Consider the following 20,463-nt stretch of genomic DNA (forward strand, 5'->3'; position numbering starts at 1 on the left):
TTGTGCCTGCCAAACCAAAGCGCAAATTCGGCAAATTTAAAAAACGCGGGCCAATTATTCCTGCATCTCTATCCATTTTTGCGCGATTCTTACGGCATTAGTCGCTGCTCCCACGCGGATCTGGTCGGCGCTGCACCATAGATGCAGGACGTTTTTGCGGTAGTTATCCGTGCGGATGCGTCCGACGTAGGTCTCGTTGGTATCGCTTGAGATGCTCGGCATCGGGTATTTTTTCGCGGCTGGCTCATCCACGACCACGATACTAGGCGCTTTGCGCAAGATTTCGCGGGCGGCTGCGGCGTCCACGTCTCTATCAAAATGAATCGTGATTGCCTCAGAGTGGCTGCGAAGCACCGGCACGCGCACGCAGGTCGCGCTCACTTCCATATTTTTGTGGAGGATTTTTTGGGTCTCGTTGACCATTTTCATCTCCTCTTTTGTGTAGTCGTTGTCTAAAAACACGTCGATGTGCGGGATGACGTTAAAGGCTAGCTGGTGCGCGAAGACCTTTGGCTCGCACTCATCAAGCTTAAACTCGAAAAACTTTTGTAGCTGCGTGACTAACTCCTCCATACCCTCTTTACCGGCACCCGAAGCCGCCTGATAGGTGGAGACGTCCACGCGGTTGATGCCGTATGCGTCGTCTAGCGGTTTTAAAATTTGTACCATCTGGATGGTCGAGCAGTTTGGGTTGGCGATGATACCGCGGGTTTTCCACTGGGCGATGTCCTCGGGATTGCACTCGGGTACGACTAGCGGCACGTCTGCGTCCATCCTAAAGTGGCTGGTGTTGTCGATGACGACGGCACCGCTGGCGGCTGCAAATTTAGCGTATTTTTCGGATACCGATCCGCCCGCGCTAAAAAACGCTATATCGATCTCATGCTCGTCAAAAACGGTCTCGGTGAGCTCCACGACTTTGTGGTTTTTGCCTTTAAACTCTATTTGGGTGCCCGCGCTTTTCGCGCTTGCTAGCGGTAGTAGCTCGCCGACCGGGAAATCCACCTCCTCCATGACGCGGAAAAGCTCCTCTCCGACTGCGCCAGTCGCGCCTACGACGGCAACGTTAAATTTTCTCATTTTGGCTCCTTTTTTGATTTTTGTTTTTACTTCTCGGTCGGCAAAGCCCTCGCGACAAGCCTATTTGGCTTGACCCGGCGCCAAAGACTCCTCAGGCTTTGCAGACTAAATTTTGTTTGTTTCTTAGACGGCTTGCCGTCTTGCGGTTAGCCTCGTCGGTTGCGTCGCGCGCTTAAGACCAAACTTGTTTCGCGGGCTAAATTTAGGTTTTTGGCATAAAAAGCTAATCGCTACCGCTCTTGTTCGCTAAATTTAACTCCAATTTGCGATTGAATTTTGCTTCTCGCCTGCTCAAATTTGCCAAACTGCACGCCGCATTTTCAGCGTCGCCGTCTCGGCCGGCTAAATTTAAACTAAAATTCTGCTTATTTTACTCGCGTAAAGCTTAAATTTAAGCTATTTTCTGCTGCGAGCCTGCAAAAAAAGATCGCCGGGTTGTATTTCCTCGCCTTCGCTCAGTATCGCTGCTCGCTGCACGACGGAGATGAGCTCGCGGATATTGCCCGGGAAATCGTAGTTCTCAAGCTCTTTTACCGCCGCTTCGGAAAAGCTTTTTGCGCCGAGATTAAACTCCTCGCAGCTTTGTTTCAAAAAGCGCTCTGCGATAGGCAAGATCTCCTCTTTTCGCTCTCTTAGCGGCGGGATGGCGACGGGCACGGTGTTTAGGCGGTAAAACAGATCCTCTCTAAATTTACCCTCGCTGATCATCGCGGGCAGGTTTGCATTCGTCGCGGATATGATGCGAACGTCGATTTTGACGCTCTTTGTGGCGCCAAGGCGCGTGATCTCGCGCTCCTGGATCGCGCGCAGGAGTTTTGGCTGCAAATTTAGCGGCATCTCGCCGATCTCGTCTAAAAATAACGTGCCGCCGCTTGCTAGCTCGAACTGCCCCTTTTTCATCGCCGAGGCGTCGGTAAATGCGCCCTTTTCAAAGCCGAAAAGCTCGCTTTCTATCAAATTTTCGGGGATTGCAGCCATGTTTATCGCGATAAACGGACCGTCCTTGCGCGGCGAGTTTTTGTGGATAAATTTAGCAAACAGCTCCTTGCCCACGCCGCTTTCGCCCATTAGCATCGCCGAAGCATCCGTTTTTGCGACGCGCGAGGCTAAATTTAGCGCGTTAGCAAGCGCGGGCGAGCTAGCTACGAAATCGGTCGAATCGGCCTGCGAATTTGACCCGTTTTGCGCGGCTTTTAGGCTCGCAGCAGGTAGCTTTCGGCGTAAAATTTCGACCCTTTTTATCGCCTCATATAGCGTTTGCGCGTCAAAAGGCTTCGTGAGGAAGTCCTTGACGCCAAGGCGCACGCTCTCGATGGCTTTGTTTAGCGTCGCGTTGCCCGTCATTATGATGACGTCAAATTTGCCCTCCAGACGCTTGATAAACTCCAGCCCGTCCATCTGGGGCATGTTGATGTCGGTGATTATGAGATCGACGTCCTCGCCCATTTTTTTAAGCGCTTCGACCGCGCTTTTGTAGCTTTTGATTTTTAGATCGTCGTATTCGCCAAGCGCGATCTCTAGGGACTTGCGCATGTTTATGTCGTCTTCTACTATTACGATGTTCATCTTTTACTCTTTGTTTTTAAATACGCTTATGATAGCCGAAGAGAGCTTAAATTTCACCGTAAATCGCACGGGAAGCAGCGTGAGATCGGTTGCGGAGTTCATATTTTTGTTGCGTTGGACGAAGCGATCTTCGACCTTAAATTTGTATGGCAAAAAGCACTCGAAAAGCTCGTTTTTATGTAAATTTAAAAAATCCAGCGAACTTTGCGCGGGCTGCTTTGAGGCGTCTATTTCGCATAGATACTCGTACTCTAGCTCGCTTAGAACCATTGCCTTTGAAAGCGCGATATCGTCGTAAACGACGGTGTGATTTTTAGTAGAGATTTTAGCCCAGAGGATAAACTCCTCCGAGCTGTAAAGAAGCGCCGCAGCGGCAATCAGTAAGCAAAAATTTCTTGCCACTTGCTTTGGTCTATTTTCATTTCCATTCTGACGCGATATAGCCCGTCTTTAAAGTCGTGCTCGACGATGGAAGCATTTTTAATGAGGCCTGCTACTTGAGCCGTGATGGTCGAGTCTCTAAGCATCGCGTCTCTAACCGTATCTTTGGAGTTTATCTTGACTCCGTAGAGTTTCTCGGCTAGCTGTCTGTGCGCATCCGCGATGGCCGCGCGTTTAGCTAGTGCTAGAGACTGGGCGTGAGAGACGGTGTTGGTCGGAGCGATACCCTCACCCACGGCGCCAAATACCGCATCGGCCGGTTCGATATCGTATATCATCTTTTCTTGTTTCATCACGCTTCTGATGTCTTCTTTATCGACCTTTTGGATGACGATGTCTTGCTTTGCCGATGTTGCGTCGTCGGAAGCAAAAGGGTTGTTAAAAGAGCAACCGCTCGTCAAAAATACTACTGCGCCTAAAACCGCGAATGTAATTTTTTTCATTCTTGAACCTTTAAATTTAGTTGTTTTTTTGTTTGCAAATTTACTAGCAAATTGTATTCCAAAAACACTAAATTCATTCTAAATTTTCTAGCGTCTCTTCGCTGCTCTCATCCTCGCCATCATCGGCTTTCGGACACTTGGCGATACTGACTACGTCGTCGCCGTCCACGTTTACGACGATGACGCCGCTAGTGTTACGGCCGGCTTTGCGGATGCTTTGCATATCGACGCGAATCATCTTGCCGCTTGAGGTTAGAGCCATCAGATCTTGTTCGTCATCGACCATTACGACGCCGATTAGATCGCCGGTACGATTCGTTAGCTTCATGCAGATTACGCCCTTTCCGCCGCGATTTGTTAGGCGGTATTCTTCTGCGGTAGTACGCTTGCCGATACCTTTTTGAGATATACTTAGCACCTCTTGATCGTTGTTTTCGATGACGGCAGCGCCAACGACCTCGTCGCCGGCTTCTTTAAATTTGATACCCGTCACGCCGCGGGCCGTTCTGCCCATCTGGCGAACTTTGCTGAGTTTAAATTTGAGGCACATTCCCTTTTTGGTTACGATAAATAGCATCTTTTCGCTATCGTCGCTTCCTTCGGCCGCGTTCTCGTCGTTTTCCTCGCTATTTTCTTCATCGATCTGAGCTTCTATCGCCTCTATCTCGTTTATCTCGGTCTCTACGCCAAGCTCGTCGATTAGATTTATCGGCTCTTCCTCGCCCTCGACGATGAGAGCCGTTACTAGCTCGTCGTTCTCGTCTAGGTTGATAGCGCGCACGCCGATAGAGCGGATGTTTTTAAATTCGCTTAAATTCGTGCGTTTTACGATGCCGTTTTTAGTGAAAAACGCGAGCGATTTGCTTTCGGCAAAATCAGTCGTCGGAATGATCGCTTTGATCTTTTCGTCAGGCTGCAGCTGGATGAGATTTACTACCGCTTTACCTTTTGCGGTGCGGCTTCCTTCAGGGATCTTATAGACTTTTAGCCAGTAGAGCTGTCCGCGATCAGTCACGAACATCAGCGTATCGTGAGTGTTGCTCGTAAAGAAGCTCTCGATGAAGTCGTCGTCGTACGTAGTTACCGCGACCTTGCCCTTGCCGCCGCGTTTTTGCTTCTCGTACTGCTTGCTCGGCACGCGCTTGATGTAGCCTCGGTGCGTGATGGTTACGACCATGTTTTCGTTAGGGATGAGGTCCTCGATGTCGATGTCGTCGTAGTCGTCTACGATCTCGGTGATGCGCGGCACTTTAAATTTATTTTTTATCTCAAGCAGCTCGTCTTTGATTAGTTTTTCTAGCAAGGTTTCGCTCTTTAAAATTTCATCAAGGCGCGCGATCTCGGCCATCAGCTCGGCTAGCTCGGCTTCTAGTTTTTCGCGCTCAAGACCCGTTAGCTTGCTTAGCCTCATATCTAGGATGGCGTTTGCTTGTAGCTCGCTAAGGCCGAATTTCGCCACCAATCCCTCGCGAGCGCTCGGCGTGTCGGCGCTATTTTTGATGAGCTCGATCACCTCGTCGATATTATCCAGCGCGATTTTTAAACCCTCTAAGATATGCGCTCTAGCTCTGGCTTTTTCCAGGTCAAATATCGTACGGCGGATGATGACGGTTTTTCTGTGATTTAAAAATAGCTTCAAAAGCTCGATTAGGTTAAATACCTTCGGCTCTTTGTTGTTTATCGCAAGCATAATGACGCCAAACGTACTCTCCATCGTCGTGGATTTAAAGAGATTGTTTAGCACGATGTCGCTCATCGCATCGCGTTTTAGCTCGATGACGACGCGGATACCGTCTTTATCGGACTCGTCGCGCACCTCGCTGATGCCTTCAATCTGTTTTTCTTTGACTAGCTCGGCGATTTGCTCGATGAGGCGGGCTTTGTTTGTCTGATACGGCAGCTCGTCTACGACGATGACGTCTTTGTTCGGCTTTTTTTCGATGTGGGTTTTGGCGCGTAGTTTTACGCGGCCGCGTCCCGTGCGGTAGGCCTCGATGATGCCTTTTTTGCCAAATATTATCCCGCCAGTCGGGAAATCCGGCCCTTTTATGTACTGCATCACCTCTTCTAGCGTCGCGTTTTTATTTTCGAGCACTAGCAAAAGCCCGTCGATTAGCTCGTCGAGGCTGTGCGGCGGGATATTCGTCGCCATACCGACGGCGATACCACTAGAGCCGTTTAGCAGCAAATTTGGCACGCGGCTAGGCAGGACGTCGGGCTCGGTCTCTCTATCGTCGTAGTTTGGGATAAAATCGACCGTGTCTTTTTCGATATCGCGCAGGATTTCTTCGGTGAGATTGGTCATCCTAGCTTCGGTATAACGCATCGCAGCCGCGCCGTCGCCGTCGATGGAGCCGAAGTTGCCTTGGCCGTCGACCGCCGGATAGCGCATGGAAAATTTCTGCGCCATACGCACGAGTGCGTCGTAAACGGCCGTGTCGCCGTGCGGGTGATACTTACCGATGACGTCGCCCACGATACGCGCGGACTTCATATACGGACTGCGACTGCCGACTCCGAGGTTGTTCATCGCGTAGAGGATACGTCTATGAACGGGCTTTAGACCGTCTCTGGCATCTGGCAGGGCGCGACCGACGATGACGCTCATCGAGTAGTCGAGGTAGCTCGTTTTTATCGACTCTTCGATATCGACGGCTTGGATGTCTTGATTGTTTTCAAATATATTTTCCATATTTTTCCTTAAAATTTACTTGCCGATTTTAGCTTAAATTTGATAAAAACTTGCTAAATAGATATGTTTTATAGTGGCTTGATGAGGTTAAATTTGACCGAAATTTGGGGATGTTTGAGAATTTTACTTTGCTAGCTTTAAAATGCTAAATTTGAGTCCGCATTTTACCTTGATTGAGTCAAATTTTAGTATCTCGCATCCGCAAGCGTTAGCGCGAAAAGCACCTCGTAGCCTGATTTTTCTAGCGTCCGTCTGGCTTCGTCTATCGTAGTGCCCGTCGTCACGATATCATCTATCAAGATAACGGGAAATTTTGGCGTTTTTAAGAGCTTAAAATTTCTCGGATTTTTTAGGCGAAAGGCGAGGTCTTTGCCGTGATAGCTGACGTTTGAGCACGCGTGCAAACAGGCGTAAAGTGGATGGATTTCCGCACTTTTTAACGCGCGAGCTAGGATCGCCGTATGCGAGTAGCCGCTAGTTGTTTTGTCGTCGATAGGTACGGCATTTACTGGCGAGCCGAAGCTAAATTTTCGCGCAAAAATCTTAAAACTCAAATTTGCGAGCGCGCTATAAACGAAAGAGCCGTGAAATAGGTGCTTTGAGTGGAGTAAATTTTTAACTTCGGAGTAGTCAAAAAAGCTGTAAATTTTAAAATCGCCGTCCAAAACGCGCGTTCTTGCGGGCGAGGCGAGCAGGTGATCTTTGCAAATTTGACAGATCACGCCGAGGCTCAGATGCCCGCAGTTAGCGCATCTCATTAGCTTTTTAGGATCTGGATCGCCGCGCGTTTTACGATGTCTTGGAGTAGCTCGTCAAAGAAGCTCTTAAACGCGCCGCTCGTGTGAATCGGGGCAAATTTGGTCTGCTCCTGCGAGACGTTTTTGGTGATGGTTTGATCGCCTCTATGTACCGTTATCGCAAGCTTTGCCGAGCCCTTTAGATTGTCCGTGGAGTAGCCGCTTAGATTTGCTTTAAGCTCGACGATCCTCACGTCCACGACGATATCGCCAAAGTCGCTCAAATTTGCTCCCAGACGCTTTAGCTCGGTGCTAAGGCCGTCTTGCAGCCAGCTCTCTATGCTGTTTTGCAGCGTGACGTATTCTTTGACGTTGCCGTTGCTACCCGTGATCGTGGCGACGATGCTTTTGTTTGCGCGAGCGTCCTCGATGCTATTTATTCGGATATTTTTTTGGTAGCCCATCTGGTTTGAGGTTGATTGATACGGGGTCAAATTTAACACCGAGCTGCGCTGCGAACATCCGCTCATGACCGCAGCAAAAAGCGCGGCGGCAATGGCGTAAAAAGCTAATTTTTTCATATTTTTCCTTTATAGTTTTGATATCTCTTCGGCGGCTTTGTTGGCGGCTTGTTTAACGAGAAGGTAGACGTAGAGATTAAAATCATCCGTATCCTCGGCCTCAAGCTTGCGTACGTCTTGTCTGGTGGAGATGTTTAGCACGCGGGTTTTGTTTATGTTTTTGACGCCTAGTTTGCCCTTCATCGCCGCGCTTAGATACTGCGACGGCTCGCTATACGAGGCTGCATAATCGGTAAATGCAAAATCCACGCGGTAGGTGTAAGGCGAGGTCTGGCTATCTACGACCATGATGCCGCGATTTAACAGCTCGTCCTGCAAGAAAAGATGAAAAAGCCTCTCAAGGCGCTCTTTTGGATAGAGCATTTTCGCGCCGTTTTTGGAGATAAATTTTATACCGCTATCCGCTACTCTTTCGTCGGCTATTTTGTGGATATAGACTTTTTTGATAGCCGCGTTCGTGTCGATCCTGCTTTGAGCGATGCAGCATTTTATCGCGACGTCGCTAGTGTAGTCCGTGCCGTTTATCTTGATGTCTTGACCGCCGCTAGCGCACGAGGAGCAGTCTGCTTTGATACGCATCACCTCTTTGTAGCCTTTGGCGTTGCCGTCCTCGGTTTGAGCGACCTCCGGCGAGCTCTCAAAAAGCCCAAAACATCCCGTAAAAAGGAACACCGCAAATAAAAGTATAAAATTTTTCATAAAAATCCTTTCGTAAATTTTACATCGCGCAAGCAAAATTCTATCCAAATTTGAGATGAATTTCCAAATTTGCGTAAAATTTGGGGGAAATTGGAAATTTGTATAAATTTTATTAAGTTTGACTTTTGAGATTTTAAAAGCGGATATAGCGTCAAATTTGGCATTTTCGCGGTGCGGGTATGGGCGGATCAAATTTTGTAAATTTGAGCTCAAATTTGACTGCGAGATAATAAATAAGCAGCCGCGAGCGCAGCAAAAACGCTCGCGAAATACCGCTAGTCTATTTTTAGGACCGAGAGAAAGGCTTCCTGCGGCAAATTTACCTTGCCGATGGCTTTCATGCGCTTTTTGCCCTCTTTTTGCTTTTCTAGCAGCTTGCGCTTACGCGTGATGTCGCCGCCGTAGCACTTGGCGGTTACGTTTTTGCCCATTGATTTTACCGTTTCGCGCGCGATGACTTTGTTGCCGATGCTGGCTTGTATCGCGACCTCAAAGAGCTGGCGCGGCACGATCTCTTTCATTGCTTTTACGAAGTCGCGTCCTTTGGACTGGGCTTTGGACTCTGGCACGATGATGGAGAGCGCGTCCACGGTCTCGCCCGCGACCTTGATATCAAGCTTCACCAGATCGCCCACGCGGTAGTCGCTAGGCTCGTAGTCAAAGCTCGCGTAACCTTTGGTGCTCGATTTTAGCTTGTCGTAAAAGTCCATCACGATCTCGTTCATCGGGATGTCGTACTCGAGCAGCACGCGCTCGGGCGTGATGTAGTCCATCTTGGTCTGCACGGCGCGGCGGTTGTTTAGCAGCGTGATGATGTTGCCCAAAAACTCGCTAGGCGTGATGATCGTGGACTTTACGTACGGCTCTTTGACGTGCTCGATTTTATTGACCGGAGGGAGCTGGCTCGGGTTTTGGATGCGTAAAATTTGACCGTCGGTTTGCACCACCTCATAGGTCACGGTCGGAGCCGTGGCGATGAGGTCGAGGTCAAATTCGCGCTCCAAGCGCTCCTTGATAACCTCCATATGCAGCAGCCCCAAAAATCCGACGCGAAAGCCAAACCCAAGCGCGACCGAGGTTTCGGGCTCGTAGCTGATAGAGCTATCGTTTAGCTTTAGTTTATCAAGTGCGTCGCGCAGATCTTCAAATTTATCCGTTTCGATCGGGTAGAGTCCCGCAAATACGAACGGTTTAGCCCGCTCAAAGCCGCCGACCGGCTCTTTTACGGGATTACGAGCCAGCGTGATGGTATCTCCTACCTGTACGTCGCTGACGTTTTTTAGCCCCAGCACCACGATACCGACCTCGCCCGCGCCCAAATTTGCCGTTTTTATCGGCGCGATAGGGTTTGGATACATGAGGTCTAGCACGATGTGTTTTTTGCCCGTGCCCATGACTAGGATCTCGTCGTTTTTCTTTAGCTCGCCGTCATAGACGCGCACGAGTGCCAGCGCACCTAGGTAGTTGTCAAACCAGCTGTCGTAGATGAGAGTTTTTAGCGGTTTTTCCGCCTCGCCGCCAGGAGCCGGGATGCGCGTGATGATGGCTTCTAGCAGCTCTTTGATACCGATGCCGCTTTTGGCGCTAACCTCGACCGCGCCGCTACAGTCAAGCCCTATAACGTGCTCGATCTCATTTTTTACGCGCTCCGGGTCTGCTGCGGGGAGGTCGATTTTGTTGATAACGGGGATGATTTCGAGGTTGTTTTCAAGTGCTATGTAGACGTTTGCGATGGTTTGCGCCTCTACACCCTGAGAAGCATCCACCACGAGCAGCGCGCCCTCGCAGCTAGCAAGAGAACGGCTCACCTCGTAGCTAAAATCCACGTGGCCCGGAGTGTCGATCAAATTTAGGACGAAATTTTGCCCGCCTAGCGCGTAGTTTAGACGCACGGACTGAGCCTTGATCGTGATGCCGCGCTCTTTTTCGATATCCATCGTGTCCATGATTTGGCTGCTCATCTCGCGGTCGCTGACGGCGCCGCACTCCTGTATCAGGCGGTCTGCGAGCGTACTTTTGCCGTGGTCGATATGAGCGATGATGCTAAAATTTCTGATGTTTTTCATGAAATCCCTAGTTAAATTTTGGGCGATTGTATAAAAATTTTCGTTAAAGTAGAGTAAATTTAGCTTTCGTTAAACGGGTGGCTGCTTGAGGCGGGGGATTTGGAATAAATTTGACGCGGATTCGGTTCGTAAAATTTAACGTAAATTTTGAAGTCTTTCGCGCACGGCACAGATAACGACGCAGAGCGAATATAAAAAACAGATATATGCCGCAAGCGGAGCAAAAGCTACGAATCCCGAGGCGTAAACTAGAGTGATTAGCCCGTATGTCGCGTTTGCGAGTGCGGGTATATGATACGTCCAAAGCTCAGGCTTTTCAAAAGGAGTGTCGATAGTGTTGAAATACAAGGTTAAATTTAGCGCGAGCAGTAACAAAAATATATAATTCTTTTTTATAAAAGGAAAAGCGGCGCAAACCAAGGCTACCGCGAAATTTAACGCGATGAGAAAACCTGTATAGTTGCCGTCCCCAAGGGCGCAATGCAGGCCGAAAATCACGACTAGTATATATTTTTTCATCTAAATTCGCCCCTTTTATAAAAATGAGTCGATTTAAATTTTAGCAAAAATTTATTTGTTTCGGGCTACGGATTTGATTTGATATGCTAGATCGCAAAATTTCGCCCCAAATTTGCCTAAATTTTAATGACTATGCCCCAAATGCCCGCCCGTATCGCTTGATCTTACTTCGCAGATGAGCTCGTCGGCGCATTCGCTCTCGCTGCTCTCAAGCTGCAGCGTCGTGTGCGTGATGCCCAGATGCTCCATTTCGTGCGATATTTCGGCCATGATCCGCTCCGCTTCGCGCACGCGCAGCTCGCCGCTGACCACCACGTGAGCCGTGAGCGCGTTTGCGCCGCTTGTTATGCTCCAGACGTGCAGGTCGTGCACCGAAAGTACTCCGTCCACACCCCTGATCTGCGTGACGAGCGCGTCTAGGCTCACGCCTTTTGGCGAGCCCTCCATTAGGATGTTTAGGCTGTCTTTTAGCACGCCCCAGCCGCTTTTTACGATGAGCGCAGCCACGAGCAGGCTAGCTGCCGCGTCCGCCCAGCCCCAGCCAAAGCACATCATCGCTAGCGCAGCCGCGATCGCGCCCACCGAGCCCGCAGCGTCGCTCAGCACGTGCAGGTAGGCGCCGCGCATATTGACGTTTTCTCTTACGTCGCCGCCGCGCAGCATGTATAGCGCCACGACGATGTTTACGGCAAGACCCAGCGTGCTGATAGCGAGCATGCCAGCGGTGGCTACTTCGGGCGGATTTTGCAGGCGCCTCGCCGCCTCGATGACGATAAAAACGGCGATGACGATGAGCGTGACGGCGTTTATCGTCGCGGCTAAAATTTCGATCCGCCTGTAGCCGAAGGTCTTTTGCAGATTGCCCTTGCGTTCGCCGAATTTAAACGCAAACAGCGAAAGCCCGAGCGCTGCGGCGTCTGATAGCATGTGTCCGGCGTCGGAAAGCAGGGCGAGCGAGTTTGTCGCAAAGCCGCCCGCGATCTCGACTAGCATAAAAGCGGAGATTATAAGGAAGGAATTTTTCAAAACGACCTTGTTTGACGCGTGCGAATGCGCGCAGTGGGCGTGATTTTCGTGCATTTTGACCTCGCTTTTGGGCAAATTTTAGTTAAATTATACCTCAAAAAAGCGCTTAAATTTTATCTATATCGCCTTCTAGCCCGGCATCTACGCGCTTGCCGATGTCTTTTAGTTTGCTAAACTCCTCTATCAGTCTCGGCGCGTCATCTAAGCTGATTGCAAACGTCCAGAGGTAGGTAAGCACCGAGTAGATGTGGCCCGCGTTTGCCTGCTTGTGTGATAGCATAAATATCGCCAAGCTAAAAATCGCCGCCGCGCTCGCCCCGATGATGAAAAAGCTCATCGCCTCTCTGTTTGATATGCGGATACGAAGCTTTGAAAGTACGTCGTAGTGGCGCTTTAGCGTGCGCTCATCGCCTGCGCTTATGCGTCCTGCCTCGCGCTCTAACTGGTTGTTTAGCTTGAGATACAAGCGGTCGTTTTTGGCGATGTATTTGGGTAGCAAAACTCCAAAAACCACGAGCAGGGCAAAAACAGCCAAACCCACGTAGAACTCGATAAATAAAAGCATGATCGCCGAGCCGAAAATCGAGACGACCGAGGTGAAAAACACGGGAAAGTGCTGCTCGAAAAAATCCACGAATTCGCGAGATAAATTTGCTCTTGCGATTACGGCGCTTTCGTCTTTCGTGGCTCTTTTTTCGTTCATTATCACGCTTACGGCAAGTCCTGCATATATCCTAGTAAACACCTGCGTATCCACGCGCCGTCTAATCGAGCCAAGCCCCCAACCCACGAACACCATGCACGAGTAGCTAAGTGCCAAAAGCGTGTCGCCCGCTACGATGGCGTTTATGGCGATGCCAGCGAGCACGGGATAGACGAGAAATAGCCCGTTTTCCGCTAAAACCAGGCTAAACGTCAAGAACAGCTTTTTAAAGTTTTTCTTTGCTATGAGCGTTAGTGTCTTAAATGCGCTATTTTGCATAAAATTCCTTTGTTTAAAATCGCGCGGATTCTAGCTGATTTTAAAATTCGCGTCAAATTTTTGAAAATTTTTTGCTGTAACTCTTGACATTACAACAAAATTTTATTATACTTCGCTCATCGGTTGTAAATTATAGCATTACAACAAAAAATCTAAGGAGACAAAGATGTCAAACTACAAGATCGTTTCAACCAAAAATGCGCCGAGAGTCGAGCTGAAAACCGCTCTAAATTTAAGCGGCTGCGAGCTTTCTATCAATGAGCTCCCCGCAAACGCGAGCGTGCCTTTCGTGCATTCGCACAAGCAAAACGAGGAGCTTTACTTGGTGCTAAAAGGCGGCGGCACGCTTTTTATAGACGGCGAGGAGAAGGCGGTCGGTGAGGGCGACGCGATACGCATCGATCCCGCGGGCAAAAGGTGCTTCAAGGCGGGCGCGCAGGGGATGAAATTTATCTGCATCCAGACCAAACGCGGCAGCCTGGAGCAGTACACTAACGGCGACGGCGTGATAAACGACGATGTAAAGCCGAGCTGGCTGTAAATTTCGCAAGGCGCGCGGCAAACGCGAGCGTAAATTTTAAACTGCGCAGCGCGGCAAGACGACGCCAAATGTGCGAGCGCATTAACCGCAGCGGCTGTGCGATCAAACAAATCAAATTTAAAGGAAAAACAATGAAAGTAGCAATCATCGGAGCAAACGGAAAATCAGGTTCAAATTTGGTGCAAGAAGCCCTAAAGCAAGGCTACGACGTAACGGCTATCGTGCGAAACAAAGAGTATAAAAACGGCGACGTAAAAGTCGTTTATAAAGACGTTTTTGAGCTTAGCAAAGCCGATTTGGAGGGCTTTGACGCCGTTATCAGCGCATTTGCGGCATGGACGCCCGAAACATTTGGGCTTCATAAAAAGGTAGCAAAGCACCTCGCGGACGCGCTTAGCGGTACGAAAACGAGGCTACTAGTCATCGGCGGCGCGGGTACGCTATATGTGGACGATAAAGGCACTATGGCTATGGATACGCCGGGCTTCCCGCCTGAGTATATGGGCGTCGCAAAGGCTACGGCGGAGTCGTTTTTCGAGCTAAAAGGCAGAACCGATGTGCTTTGGACTTACGTAAGCCCGGCCGGCGAATACGACGATCAGGGCGCTCGCACGGGCAAATACGTCCTTGGCAACGATCACGTCATATTAAACTCGCAAAACGATAGCTACATCAGCTACGCCGATCTTGCAATCGCGATCATCGACGAGCTAAAAAATAGAAATTTCGTGCAAAAGCGCTTTACCGCAGTCGGCGAGAGAGCGTGAGTTTAAAATTTTGCGTAATTTAGCTAAAATAACGTCGCACGGAACTAATGTGCGGTTTTAAATTTAAACCAAGGCCGGTTATGCAAATAGGACAAAAATTTTCCATCGCTATACATATATTACTTAGCTGCGAGTTTTTTAAGGACGAGAAAAACACGAGTGAGTTTTTAGCCGGCACGATCGGCACGAACCCCGTCATCGTGCGAAATATAATCAGGCTTTTAAAATCGGCAAATTTAATAAACGTGAGTGCGGGCACGGGCGGGGCGAGCCTAGCTAAGAAGCCTGAGCAGATCACGCTTTTTGATATATTTTCGGCGGTAAATGAGGGCGAAAACGATATCTTTAAAATCCACAAAAACTCGCCGCCGCCTTGTCCGCTAGGAGGCAGGATCGAGGCGCTTTTGACGCCTAAATTTGGCTCCGCGCAACAAGCGATGTTTGATAGCTTAGCGGGCGTAAATTTGCAAAATTTGCTAGACGAACTGGCGGCTAAAAACTAAAATTTGCGCCTTTTAATTTTTTCTCGCTTTAAATTTAATCCGTAATTCAAAAAACAGAAGTATTTGTAGTTTAAGAAAAATTTACTTATAATTCACGGATTAAATTTAAAGGAGATTTCGTGCAATCAAACGCTAAACGCGGAATAGTTCAGAAATATTTCGAGGCGAATTTGCTTCTAAAAATTTTAGCCGGGCTTATTTTGGGCGCTGTTTGCGGCATCATTTTTCAAGACGCAAAGGACGCGATAGTTATCCTAAAGCCTTTTGGCGACGTGTTCATAAGGCTTCTTAAAATGATCATCGTGCCTATCGTTATGGCCTCGCTCATCGTGGGCTGTAGCTCCATCTCGCCTTCCGATCTTGGCAGAGTGGGGGCAAAGGTGCTGATTTTTTACATATTGACGTCGTTTTTAGCCATCATAGTCGGGCTTGCGGTCGGGCTTATCTTGGAACCGGGAGCCGGACTGCATATAACCGGCAGCGGCGACGTAGCAGGCAAGGCTGCAAATGCGCCTAGTATGTCGTCGATACTCGTAAATTTATTTCCAACCAACCCTTTTGAAGCTATTGCAAAGGGCGAAATTTTACAAATCATAACTTTTAGCTTATTTTTCGGCGTCGCGCTTTCGTTTTTAAAAGATAGCAAAGACGAGAGGCTAAGTAAGCTTGGAAATTTGATCTACGACGTATTTGACGGAATCAACCATATCATGTTTTACATTATAAGATGGATCATGGAGTACGCGCCGTTTGGCGTTTTCGCTCTTATATTTATCGTATTTTCGCAGCAGGGCGTAAAGGCTTTCGGACCGCTTTTAGGCGTCACGGTTAGCGTGTATATCGGCTTTGCGGCTCAAATTTTCGTCGTTTATTTCTTGATTTGCTTGATCGTTAAAATCAATCCGTTTAAATTTCTAAAAAAAGTTCGATCGCCTATGCTGACGGCTTTTGTAACCAGAAGCTCGGGCGGAACGCTGCCTATCTCGATGAAAACGGCCGAAGAAGACATGGGTATCCCAAAGCAAATTTACGGATTTGCGCTTCCCGTGGGCGCCACCGTAAATATGAACGGCACGATCATATATCTGGGCATCTGCGCGATGTTTATCGCTAACGCTGTAGGCGTGGAGCTTGACTCTGGGGCTAAAATGACCATAATACTAACGGCCGTCCTTGCCGCCGTGGGAACTGCCGGAGTGCCTGGAGCGGGCGCGATAATGCTTTTGATGGTGCTTGAATCAGTCGGTCTAAAAGTCGAGGGCGGAAGCGCAGTAGCTGCGGCGTATGCGCTGATTTTGGGCATCGATGCGATCCTTGATATGGGACGCACGTCGATGAACGTGACGGGAGATATGCTGGGCGCGCTAGTTGTGGCCAAAAATGAAAAAAAATTAGACGAAAGCAAGTGGGCGGATTAGAATTTAATAAATATTTAGATAAAATCGCTAAAAATTTAAAGGAAATATATGATTTTCATCGACGCTTGTTTAAAAAAACCGACACCCTATACGCCTGTTTGGATGATGCGGCAGGCGGGTCGGTATCTACCCGAGTACATGAGGGTTCGAGCTGCTGCAGGAGATTTTTTATCACTTTGCAAGGATTATAAAAAAGCCAGCGAGGTCACAATCCAGCCGGTTGAAATTTTAGGCGTCGATGCGGCGATACTTTTTAGCGATATCCTCGTCGTACCGCTTGAGATGGGCATGGATCTTAAATTTGTCCAAGGCGAAGGACCCGTATTTAGCGATCCTATCAAGACGAAAGATGATCTAGATAGGCTGGATGTTCAAAAATCAATCAAAAATTTAGACTACGTATACGATACGATTAAGCTAACGCGCGAAAATTTGGTGCAGGATAAGGCTCTGATCGGCTTTTGCGGGGCGCCGTGGACGATAGCTACGTATATGATCGAGGGCGGCGGGACGAAAACCTATGCGGTTAGCAAAAAGCTTTTATATTCAAACCCCGAGTTTATGCATCAAATTTTAGCCAAGGTCACGGCCGCGCTCATAGGCTACATGAAAGAGCAGATAAAAGCCGGCGTAAATGCTGTGCAAATTTTTGATAGCTGGGCGGCTGCGCTGGAGGATGAGGCGTATTTTGAGTTTGGCTGGAAGTATATCATGGATATAGTGGATGCGCTTAAGGCCGAATTTCCTCAAATTCCGGTTATCGTTTTTCCAAAAGGTATAAGCGGATATCTGGATAAAATTTCGGGAAATTTTGAGGTTTTTGGCGTCGATTGGAGTACGCCGATCGAGCTTGCTAAAGAAAAACTAAGCCCAAAATACGTCCTTCAAGGAAATATGGAGCCTACGCGCCTTTATAGCAAAGAGGCGATCGACGCGGGTGTGGAACGAATTTTGCAAACGATGAAAAACGCGCCGCATATCTTTAATCTCGGACACGGTATTTTGCCCGACGTTCCCGTAGAAAACGCGAAATATTTTATAAAACGAGTGCAAGAAAAAAGCGCAAGATAAAGGAGGAAAGATGAACAATCTGAGCATAAAACTTAAAATTTTAGTCATAGCTCTAGTCGGGCTAATAGGTCTTGGTATCATTAGCGCCTATATGTTAAACGGTATTATCAAAACTCGCGATAAAGCCGATTACAGCGAGCGTATAGTAGATACGATCATAAATCAAAACGACTTCATTCACGAGATGCAAAAAGAGCGCGGTTTTAGCTCTGGAGTGTTAGCCGGCGGAGATAATGCTAAACTCGTGGTTCAGCGCAAGAACGTGGATGCGGCGCTTGAGAAGCTTGCGGAAAAGAACGAAATAGCTCCGGAGATAGCTAGCATTCGCTCAGGCGTAGATCAAAGGAGCGGCGATAATCTAATCGGACGTATAACTAAAATACTAAGAAAAGAGGTAATCGCTATAAACGGATATAGCGACAAACTAGAGCCTAGCCTCGTTGATGATTTAGAACGCATTATTATCGTCGGGGAGATAAAGGAATCGTTTGGTATCTTACGCGCTACGCTAAACGGAGTTTTTACTAAAAAAAGTATAAGCAAAGAAGACTACAACAAAGTAGTCGCCCTAAATAGCGTAATCAATAAATTTATGCAGGATTTCGACGATTACAATCCAAAAGAATTTAGCGCTGAATTTGATACTATCGCTAGAAAAAAAGCGGACTTTAACGATGCGATGAACATCATCAAAAACGTAGTCGCTACCGAGGATATATCATACGACCCCGCGACTTGGTTCTCAAAAATAACTCTATCTATAGATGCGATGAGGGAGCTAGAGCTAAAGCTATTAAGCGATATGAAAAATGCAGCCTCGCAGGTAAAAAGTGAAGCGACGGCACAGCTCGTATTTAGCGGTATTATTATCGCCGTGTGTGTGCTTTTGATGTTGCTGGCTTCTATCATAATCGGTAAAAATTTAATCTCAGGTATCGATCAGACTAAAAACGGCCTTGTGAGATTTTTCGAATTTTTAAACAATAAAACCGACAAAGCCGAAACGTTAGAGCGCAGCGGGAGCGACGAGATCGGACAGATGAGCACGCTAATAAACGAAAATATCAGGCAAATCGAGGCAAATCTCGCCGAGCAAAATAGCTTCATAAAAGAGGCAAACGCATTTGTAGGGCAGATAGGCAAGGGCAACTATGTAGCCCAGCTAAACGCCGATACCTCAAATCCGGCTCTTAGCCAGCTAAAACAGACTTTTAAAGACCTACAAGTCGCGCTAAAACAAGCCATAGCCGCAAGCGGCGACGAGGTCTTAAATTTGCTCGAAAGCTTTAAAAATCAGGATTTTACAAAAAGGCTTGACGATGAAGGTAAAGTAGCTGCCGGTATCAATGCTTTAGGCGAAGAGATAGCCGGGATGCTAAGGGCAAATTTAGAGCAGGCGCATACGCTTGAAGAAAAGGCGGAGTTTTTGGCTCGTTCGATGCAGCAAGTCACGCAAGGCGCTAATTCGCAGGCTAATTCGCTACAAGAGAGCGCCGCAGCAGTCGAGGAGATGAGTAGCTCTATGAATGCTATCAGCCAAAAGGCCGAAGATGTAACGCGCCAAAGCGAGGAGATCAAAAACATCATCGTCATCATCCGCGATATCGCCGATCAGACAAACTTGCTAGCGCTTAACGCAGCCATCGAAGCAGCGCGCGCAGGCGAACACGGCAGAGGCTTTGCCGTCGTGGCCGACGAGGTAAGAAAACTAGCCGAACGTACGCAAAAATCTCTCGGCGAAATCGAAGCCAACGCAAACGTGCTAGCTCAAAGCATCAATGAGATGAGCGAAAGCATCAGGGAGCAAAGTGAAGCTATCAATATGATAAATCAAGGCGTAGCCGAGGTCGATGAGCTAACTAAGCAAAACGTAAGGGTCGCAAACGATACGAGCGTCGTAACCGCCGAGGTAGACAGCATGGCAAAGGCGATAGTAGAAGATGTAAGACGTAAGAAATTTTAGCCATTTTGACGGTTCTTTTTGTGCAGAACCGTCAAATTTGACTCTTATGTATGATTTTTAAATTGGGGTAAAGCAAAATTTGAGAGAAACTAAATTTTCAAATTTTGCTTTATGTCTTTTAAAAAACTTTTGTGTGGTAGATGAATTTCGTTTTAAAATTTGCTACCAGGTTGTATTAAATTTAAATACTTTTCTTGTTATCTGCTTTAATAAAATTTATCCCCGCTTTTAGTATAATCGCACATCTTAAATTTAGGAAAATCAATGCAAATCGTCTTTGGTCCCGTTAGCTCGCGCAGGTTTGGCGTTTCGCTGGGTGTCGATCTGTCGCCCGCGCAAAAATGCTGTAACTTTGACTGCGTTTACTGTGAACTCACGGCGGCAAAACCCGTCGCGGCTATAAAAAATCCGCCAAGCGTAGAGCAAGTGATCGCCGAGGTGAAGGCCGCGCTTGTCGTGCATCCGCATATCGACGTCATCACGCTCACGGCAAACGGCGAACCGACGCTCTACCCGGATCTGGCGCGGCTAGTACGCGAGCTAAATTTGATAAAAGGCCGGGCTAAAACGCTCATCCTCTCAAATGGCTCGGGCGCGCTTGATCCTAAAATTTGCGAGGCGCTAAAGGGGCTTGATATCGTAAAATTTAGCCTTGATAGCGCTGTGCAAAAAACCTTTGCTAGGATCGACCGTTCGGACGATAATATCGATGTTGGCGAGCTGGTGGCTGCGATGGCTAAATTTAGGCGAGAATTTAAAGGCGAGCTAGTGCTTGAAATCCTGGTCGTAAAGGGGTTAAATGATACGAAGGTGGAATTTGTGGCGCTAAATGCGGCGCTAAATCAAATTTCACCAGCCCGCGTGGATATAAGTACCATCGACCGCCCTCCCGCATACCCGGTCAAAGGCGTGAGCCGTGAGCTCTTGCATGAGCTTGCGCAGCAAATTTCCGGCGTACTGTGCGTGATAGCGTCGGCAAAATACGGCGATGAAAAATTCGAGCTTAGCAAAGAGGAGCTACTTGAGCTATTAAAACGCCGTCCGCAAAGCGAAAACGACGTGATAAATAGCTTCTCTGAAAGCTCGAAGCAAAATTTGCATGAGCTTTTAGCGGACGGAATGATAAAAGTAGTAGATGCGGCGGGGACTAAATTTTACCGACTTGCGTGATTTCTACGGTAAAATTTACTCTTTTTCTACTAATTTTTTTGATATCCAAAAAATTAAGCTAAAATTTATTGACAAACTATGTTTTTTTGCCTATAATACGACTTCTTTTAAAACGTTCCGGATTAGCTCAGCGGTAGAGTAGTCGGCTGTTAACCGATTGGTCGCTGGTTCGAATCCAGCATCCGGAGCCATTTTACT

19 protein-coding genes and 1 tRNA gene are annotated in these 20,463 nt (G+C 48.0%); 8 read left to right on the forward strand and 12 right to left on the reverse strand.

The genetic code is table 11. The annotated features are described in order from the left end of the window. Window positions 1-54 precede the first annotated feature (54 nt). The 12 genes from CSHOW_RS02110 to CSHOW_RS02165 all read right to left on the reverse strand — a co-directional run bounded on the left by CSHOW_RS02110 (window position 55) and on the right by CSHOW_RS02165 (window position 12,832). Window positions 55-1,080, reverse strand: a complete 1,026-nt coding sequence (locus CSHOW_RS02110; RefSeq protein ID WP_004321134.1) for an aspartate-semialdehyde dehydrogenase — start codon at window positions 1,078-1,080, stop codon at window positions 55-57. Between the two features lie 396 nt (window positions 1,081-1,476). Continuing rightward, a complete protein-coding gene (locus tag CSHOW_RS02115; protein WP_004321132.1) occupies window positions 1,477-2,646 on the reverse strand; it encodes a sigma-54-dependent transcriptional regulator in 1,170 nt (389 codons plus the stop codon). A 3-nt stretch (window positions 2,647-2,649) separates the two neighbouring features. Next, a complete protein-coding gene (locus tag CSHOW_RS02120) occupies window positions 2,650-3,048 on the reverse strand; it encodes a hypothetical protein (protein ID WP_004321131.1) in 399 nt (132 codons plus the stop codon). Continuing rightward, window positions 3,024-3,530, reverse strand: coding sequence for an LPP20 family lipoprotein (locus CSHOW_RS02125; protein WP_004321130.1), 507 nt, complete (start codon window positions 3,528-3,530; stop codon window positions 3,024-3,026). The genes CSHOW_RS02120 and CSHOW_RS02125 overlap by 25 nt, the downstream gene beginning before the upstream one ends. 73 nt (window positions 3,531-3,603) lie before the next feature. After that, the gene (gyrA, locus tag CSHOW_RS02130; protein ID WP_004321129.1) at window positions 3,604-6,222 is read right to left on the reverse strand and encodes a DNA gyrase subunit A; all 2,619 of its coding nucleotides are present in this window, start codon (window positions 6,220-6,222) and stop codon (window positions 3,604-3,606) included. A 185-nt stretch (window positions 6,223-6,407) separates the two neighbouring features. Further along, entirely contained in the window at window positions 6,408-6,980 is a 573-nt protein-coding gene (locus CSHOW_RS02135) for a ComF family protein (protein ID WP_004321127.1), read from the reverse strand. Beyond that, window positions 6,980-7,540: a YajG family lipoprotein gene (locus CSHOW_RS02140; protein WP_004321126.1), complete on the reverse strand. Its 561-nt coding sequence runs from the start codon at window positions 7,538-7,540 to the stop codon at window positions 6,980-6,982. The genes CSHOW_RS02135 and CSHOW_RS02140 overlap by 1 nt, the downstream gene beginning before the upstream one ends. A gap of 9 nt (window positions 7,541-7,549) precedes the next feature. Then, window positions 7,550-8,239, reverse strand: a complete 690-nt coding sequence (locus CSHOW_RS02145; RefSeq protein WP_039895153.1) for a hypothetical protein — start codon at window positions 8,237-8,239, stop codon at window positions 7,550-7,552. Window positions 8,240-8,514: 275 nt separating this feature from the next. Further along, the gene (gene lepA, locus CSHOW_RS02150) at window positions 8,515-10,305 is read right to left on the reverse strand and encodes a translation elongation factor 4 (protein ID WP_004321122.1); all 1,791 of its coding nucleotides are present in this window, start codon (window positions 10,303-10,305) and stop codon (window positions 8,515-8,517) included. 135 nt (window positions 10,306-10,440) lie between these two features. Continuing rightward, window positions 10,441-10,824 (reverse strand): hypothetical protein, encoded by a 384-nt coding sequence (locus CSHOW_RS02155; protein WP_004321121.1) that lies wholly within the window; start codon window positions 10,822-10,824, stop codon window positions 10,441-10,443. A gap of 123 nt (window positions 10,825-10,947) precedes the next feature. Next, window positions 10,948-11,904 (reverse strand): cation diffusion facilitator family transporter, encoded by a 957-nt coding sequence (locus CSHOW_RS02160; protein ID WP_004321120.1) that lies wholly within the window; start codon window positions 11,902-11,904, stop codon window positions 10,948-10,950. A gap of 52 nt (window positions 11,905-11,956) precedes the next feature. Further along, window positions 11,957-12,832 carry an ABC transporter six-transmembrane domain-containing protein gene (locus CSHOW_RS02165; RefSeq protein ID WP_004321118.1) on the reverse strand — a complete coding sequence of 292 codons (876 nt, stop codon included), beginning with the start codon at window positions 12,830-12,832 and terminating at the stop codon, window positions 11,957-11,959. Window positions 12,833-12,998: 166 nt separating this feature from the next. On the opposite strand from CSHOW_RS02165, the gene CSHOW_RS02170 reads away from it, so the two are divergent. The 8 genes from CSHOW_RS02170 to CSHOW_RS02205 all read left to right on the forward strand — a co-directional run bounded on the left by CSHOW_RS02170 (window position 12,999) and on the right by CSHOW_RS02205 (window position 20,456). Then, window positions 12,999-13,373: a cupin domain-containing protein gene (locus CSHOW_RS02170; RefSeq protein ID WP_004321117.1), complete on the forward strand. Its 375-nt coding sequence runs from the start codon at window positions 12,999-13,001 to the stop codon at window positions 13,371-13,373. A gap of 131 nt (window positions 13,374-13,504) precedes the next feature. Then, the gene (locus tag CSHOW_RS02175) at window positions 13,505-14,140 is read left to right on the forward strand and encodes an NAD(P)-dependent oxidoreductase (RefSeq protein ID WP_039895147.1); all 636 of its coding nucleotides are present in this window, start codon (window positions 13,505-13,507) and stop codon (window positions 14,138-14,140) included. An 80-nt stretch (window positions 14,141-14,220) separates the two neighbouring features. Continuing rightward, window positions 14,221-14,643: an Rrf2 family transcriptional regulator gene (locus CSHOW_RS02180; RefSeq protein WP_039895152.1), complete on the forward strand. Its 423-nt coding sequence runs from the start codon at window positions 14,221-14,223 to the stop codon at window positions 14,641-14,643. Window positions 14,644-14,762: 119 nt separating this feature from the next. After that, entirely contained in the window at window positions 14,763-16,061 is a 1,299-nt protein-coding gene (locus CSHOW_RS02185) for a dicarboxylate/amino acid:cation symporter (protein ID WP_004321109.1), read from the forward strand. A 48-nt stretch (window positions 16,062-16,109) separates the two neighbouring features. Then, window positions 16,110-17,132, forward strand: a complete 1,023-nt coding sequence (hemE, locus tag CSHOW_RS02190) for a uroporphyrinogen decarboxylase (RefSeq protein WP_004321107.1) — start codon at window positions 16,110-16,112, stop codon at window positions 17,130-17,132. Window positions 17,133-17,142: 10 nt separating this feature from the next. Beyond that, window positions 17,143-19,095 (forward strand): methyl-accepting chemotaxis protein, encoded by a 1,953-nt coding sequence (locus CSHOW_RS10690; RefSeq protein WP_004321105.1) that lies wholly within the window; start codon window positions 17,143-17,145, stop codon window positions 19,093-19,095. A 264-nt stretch (window positions 19,096-19,359) separates the two neighbouring features. Further along, on the forward strand, window positions 19,360-20,265 hold the full coding sequence (locus CSHOW_RS02200) for a radical SAM protein (protein ID WP_004321101.1): 906 nt from the start codon (window positions 19,360-19,362) through the stop codon (window positions 20,263-20,265). 116 nt (window positions 20,266-20,381) lie between these two features. Then, a tRNA-Asn gene (locus CSHOW_RS02205) sits at window positions 20,382-20,456 on the forward strand. The last annotated feature ends 7 nt before the right edge of the window (window positions 20,457-20,463 follow it).

The organism is Campylobacter showae (assembly GCF_004803815.1).
GTDB classification, from domain to species: Bacteria; Campylobacterota; Campylobacteria; order Campylobacterales; family Campylobacteraceae; genus Campylobacter_A; species Campylobacter_A showae.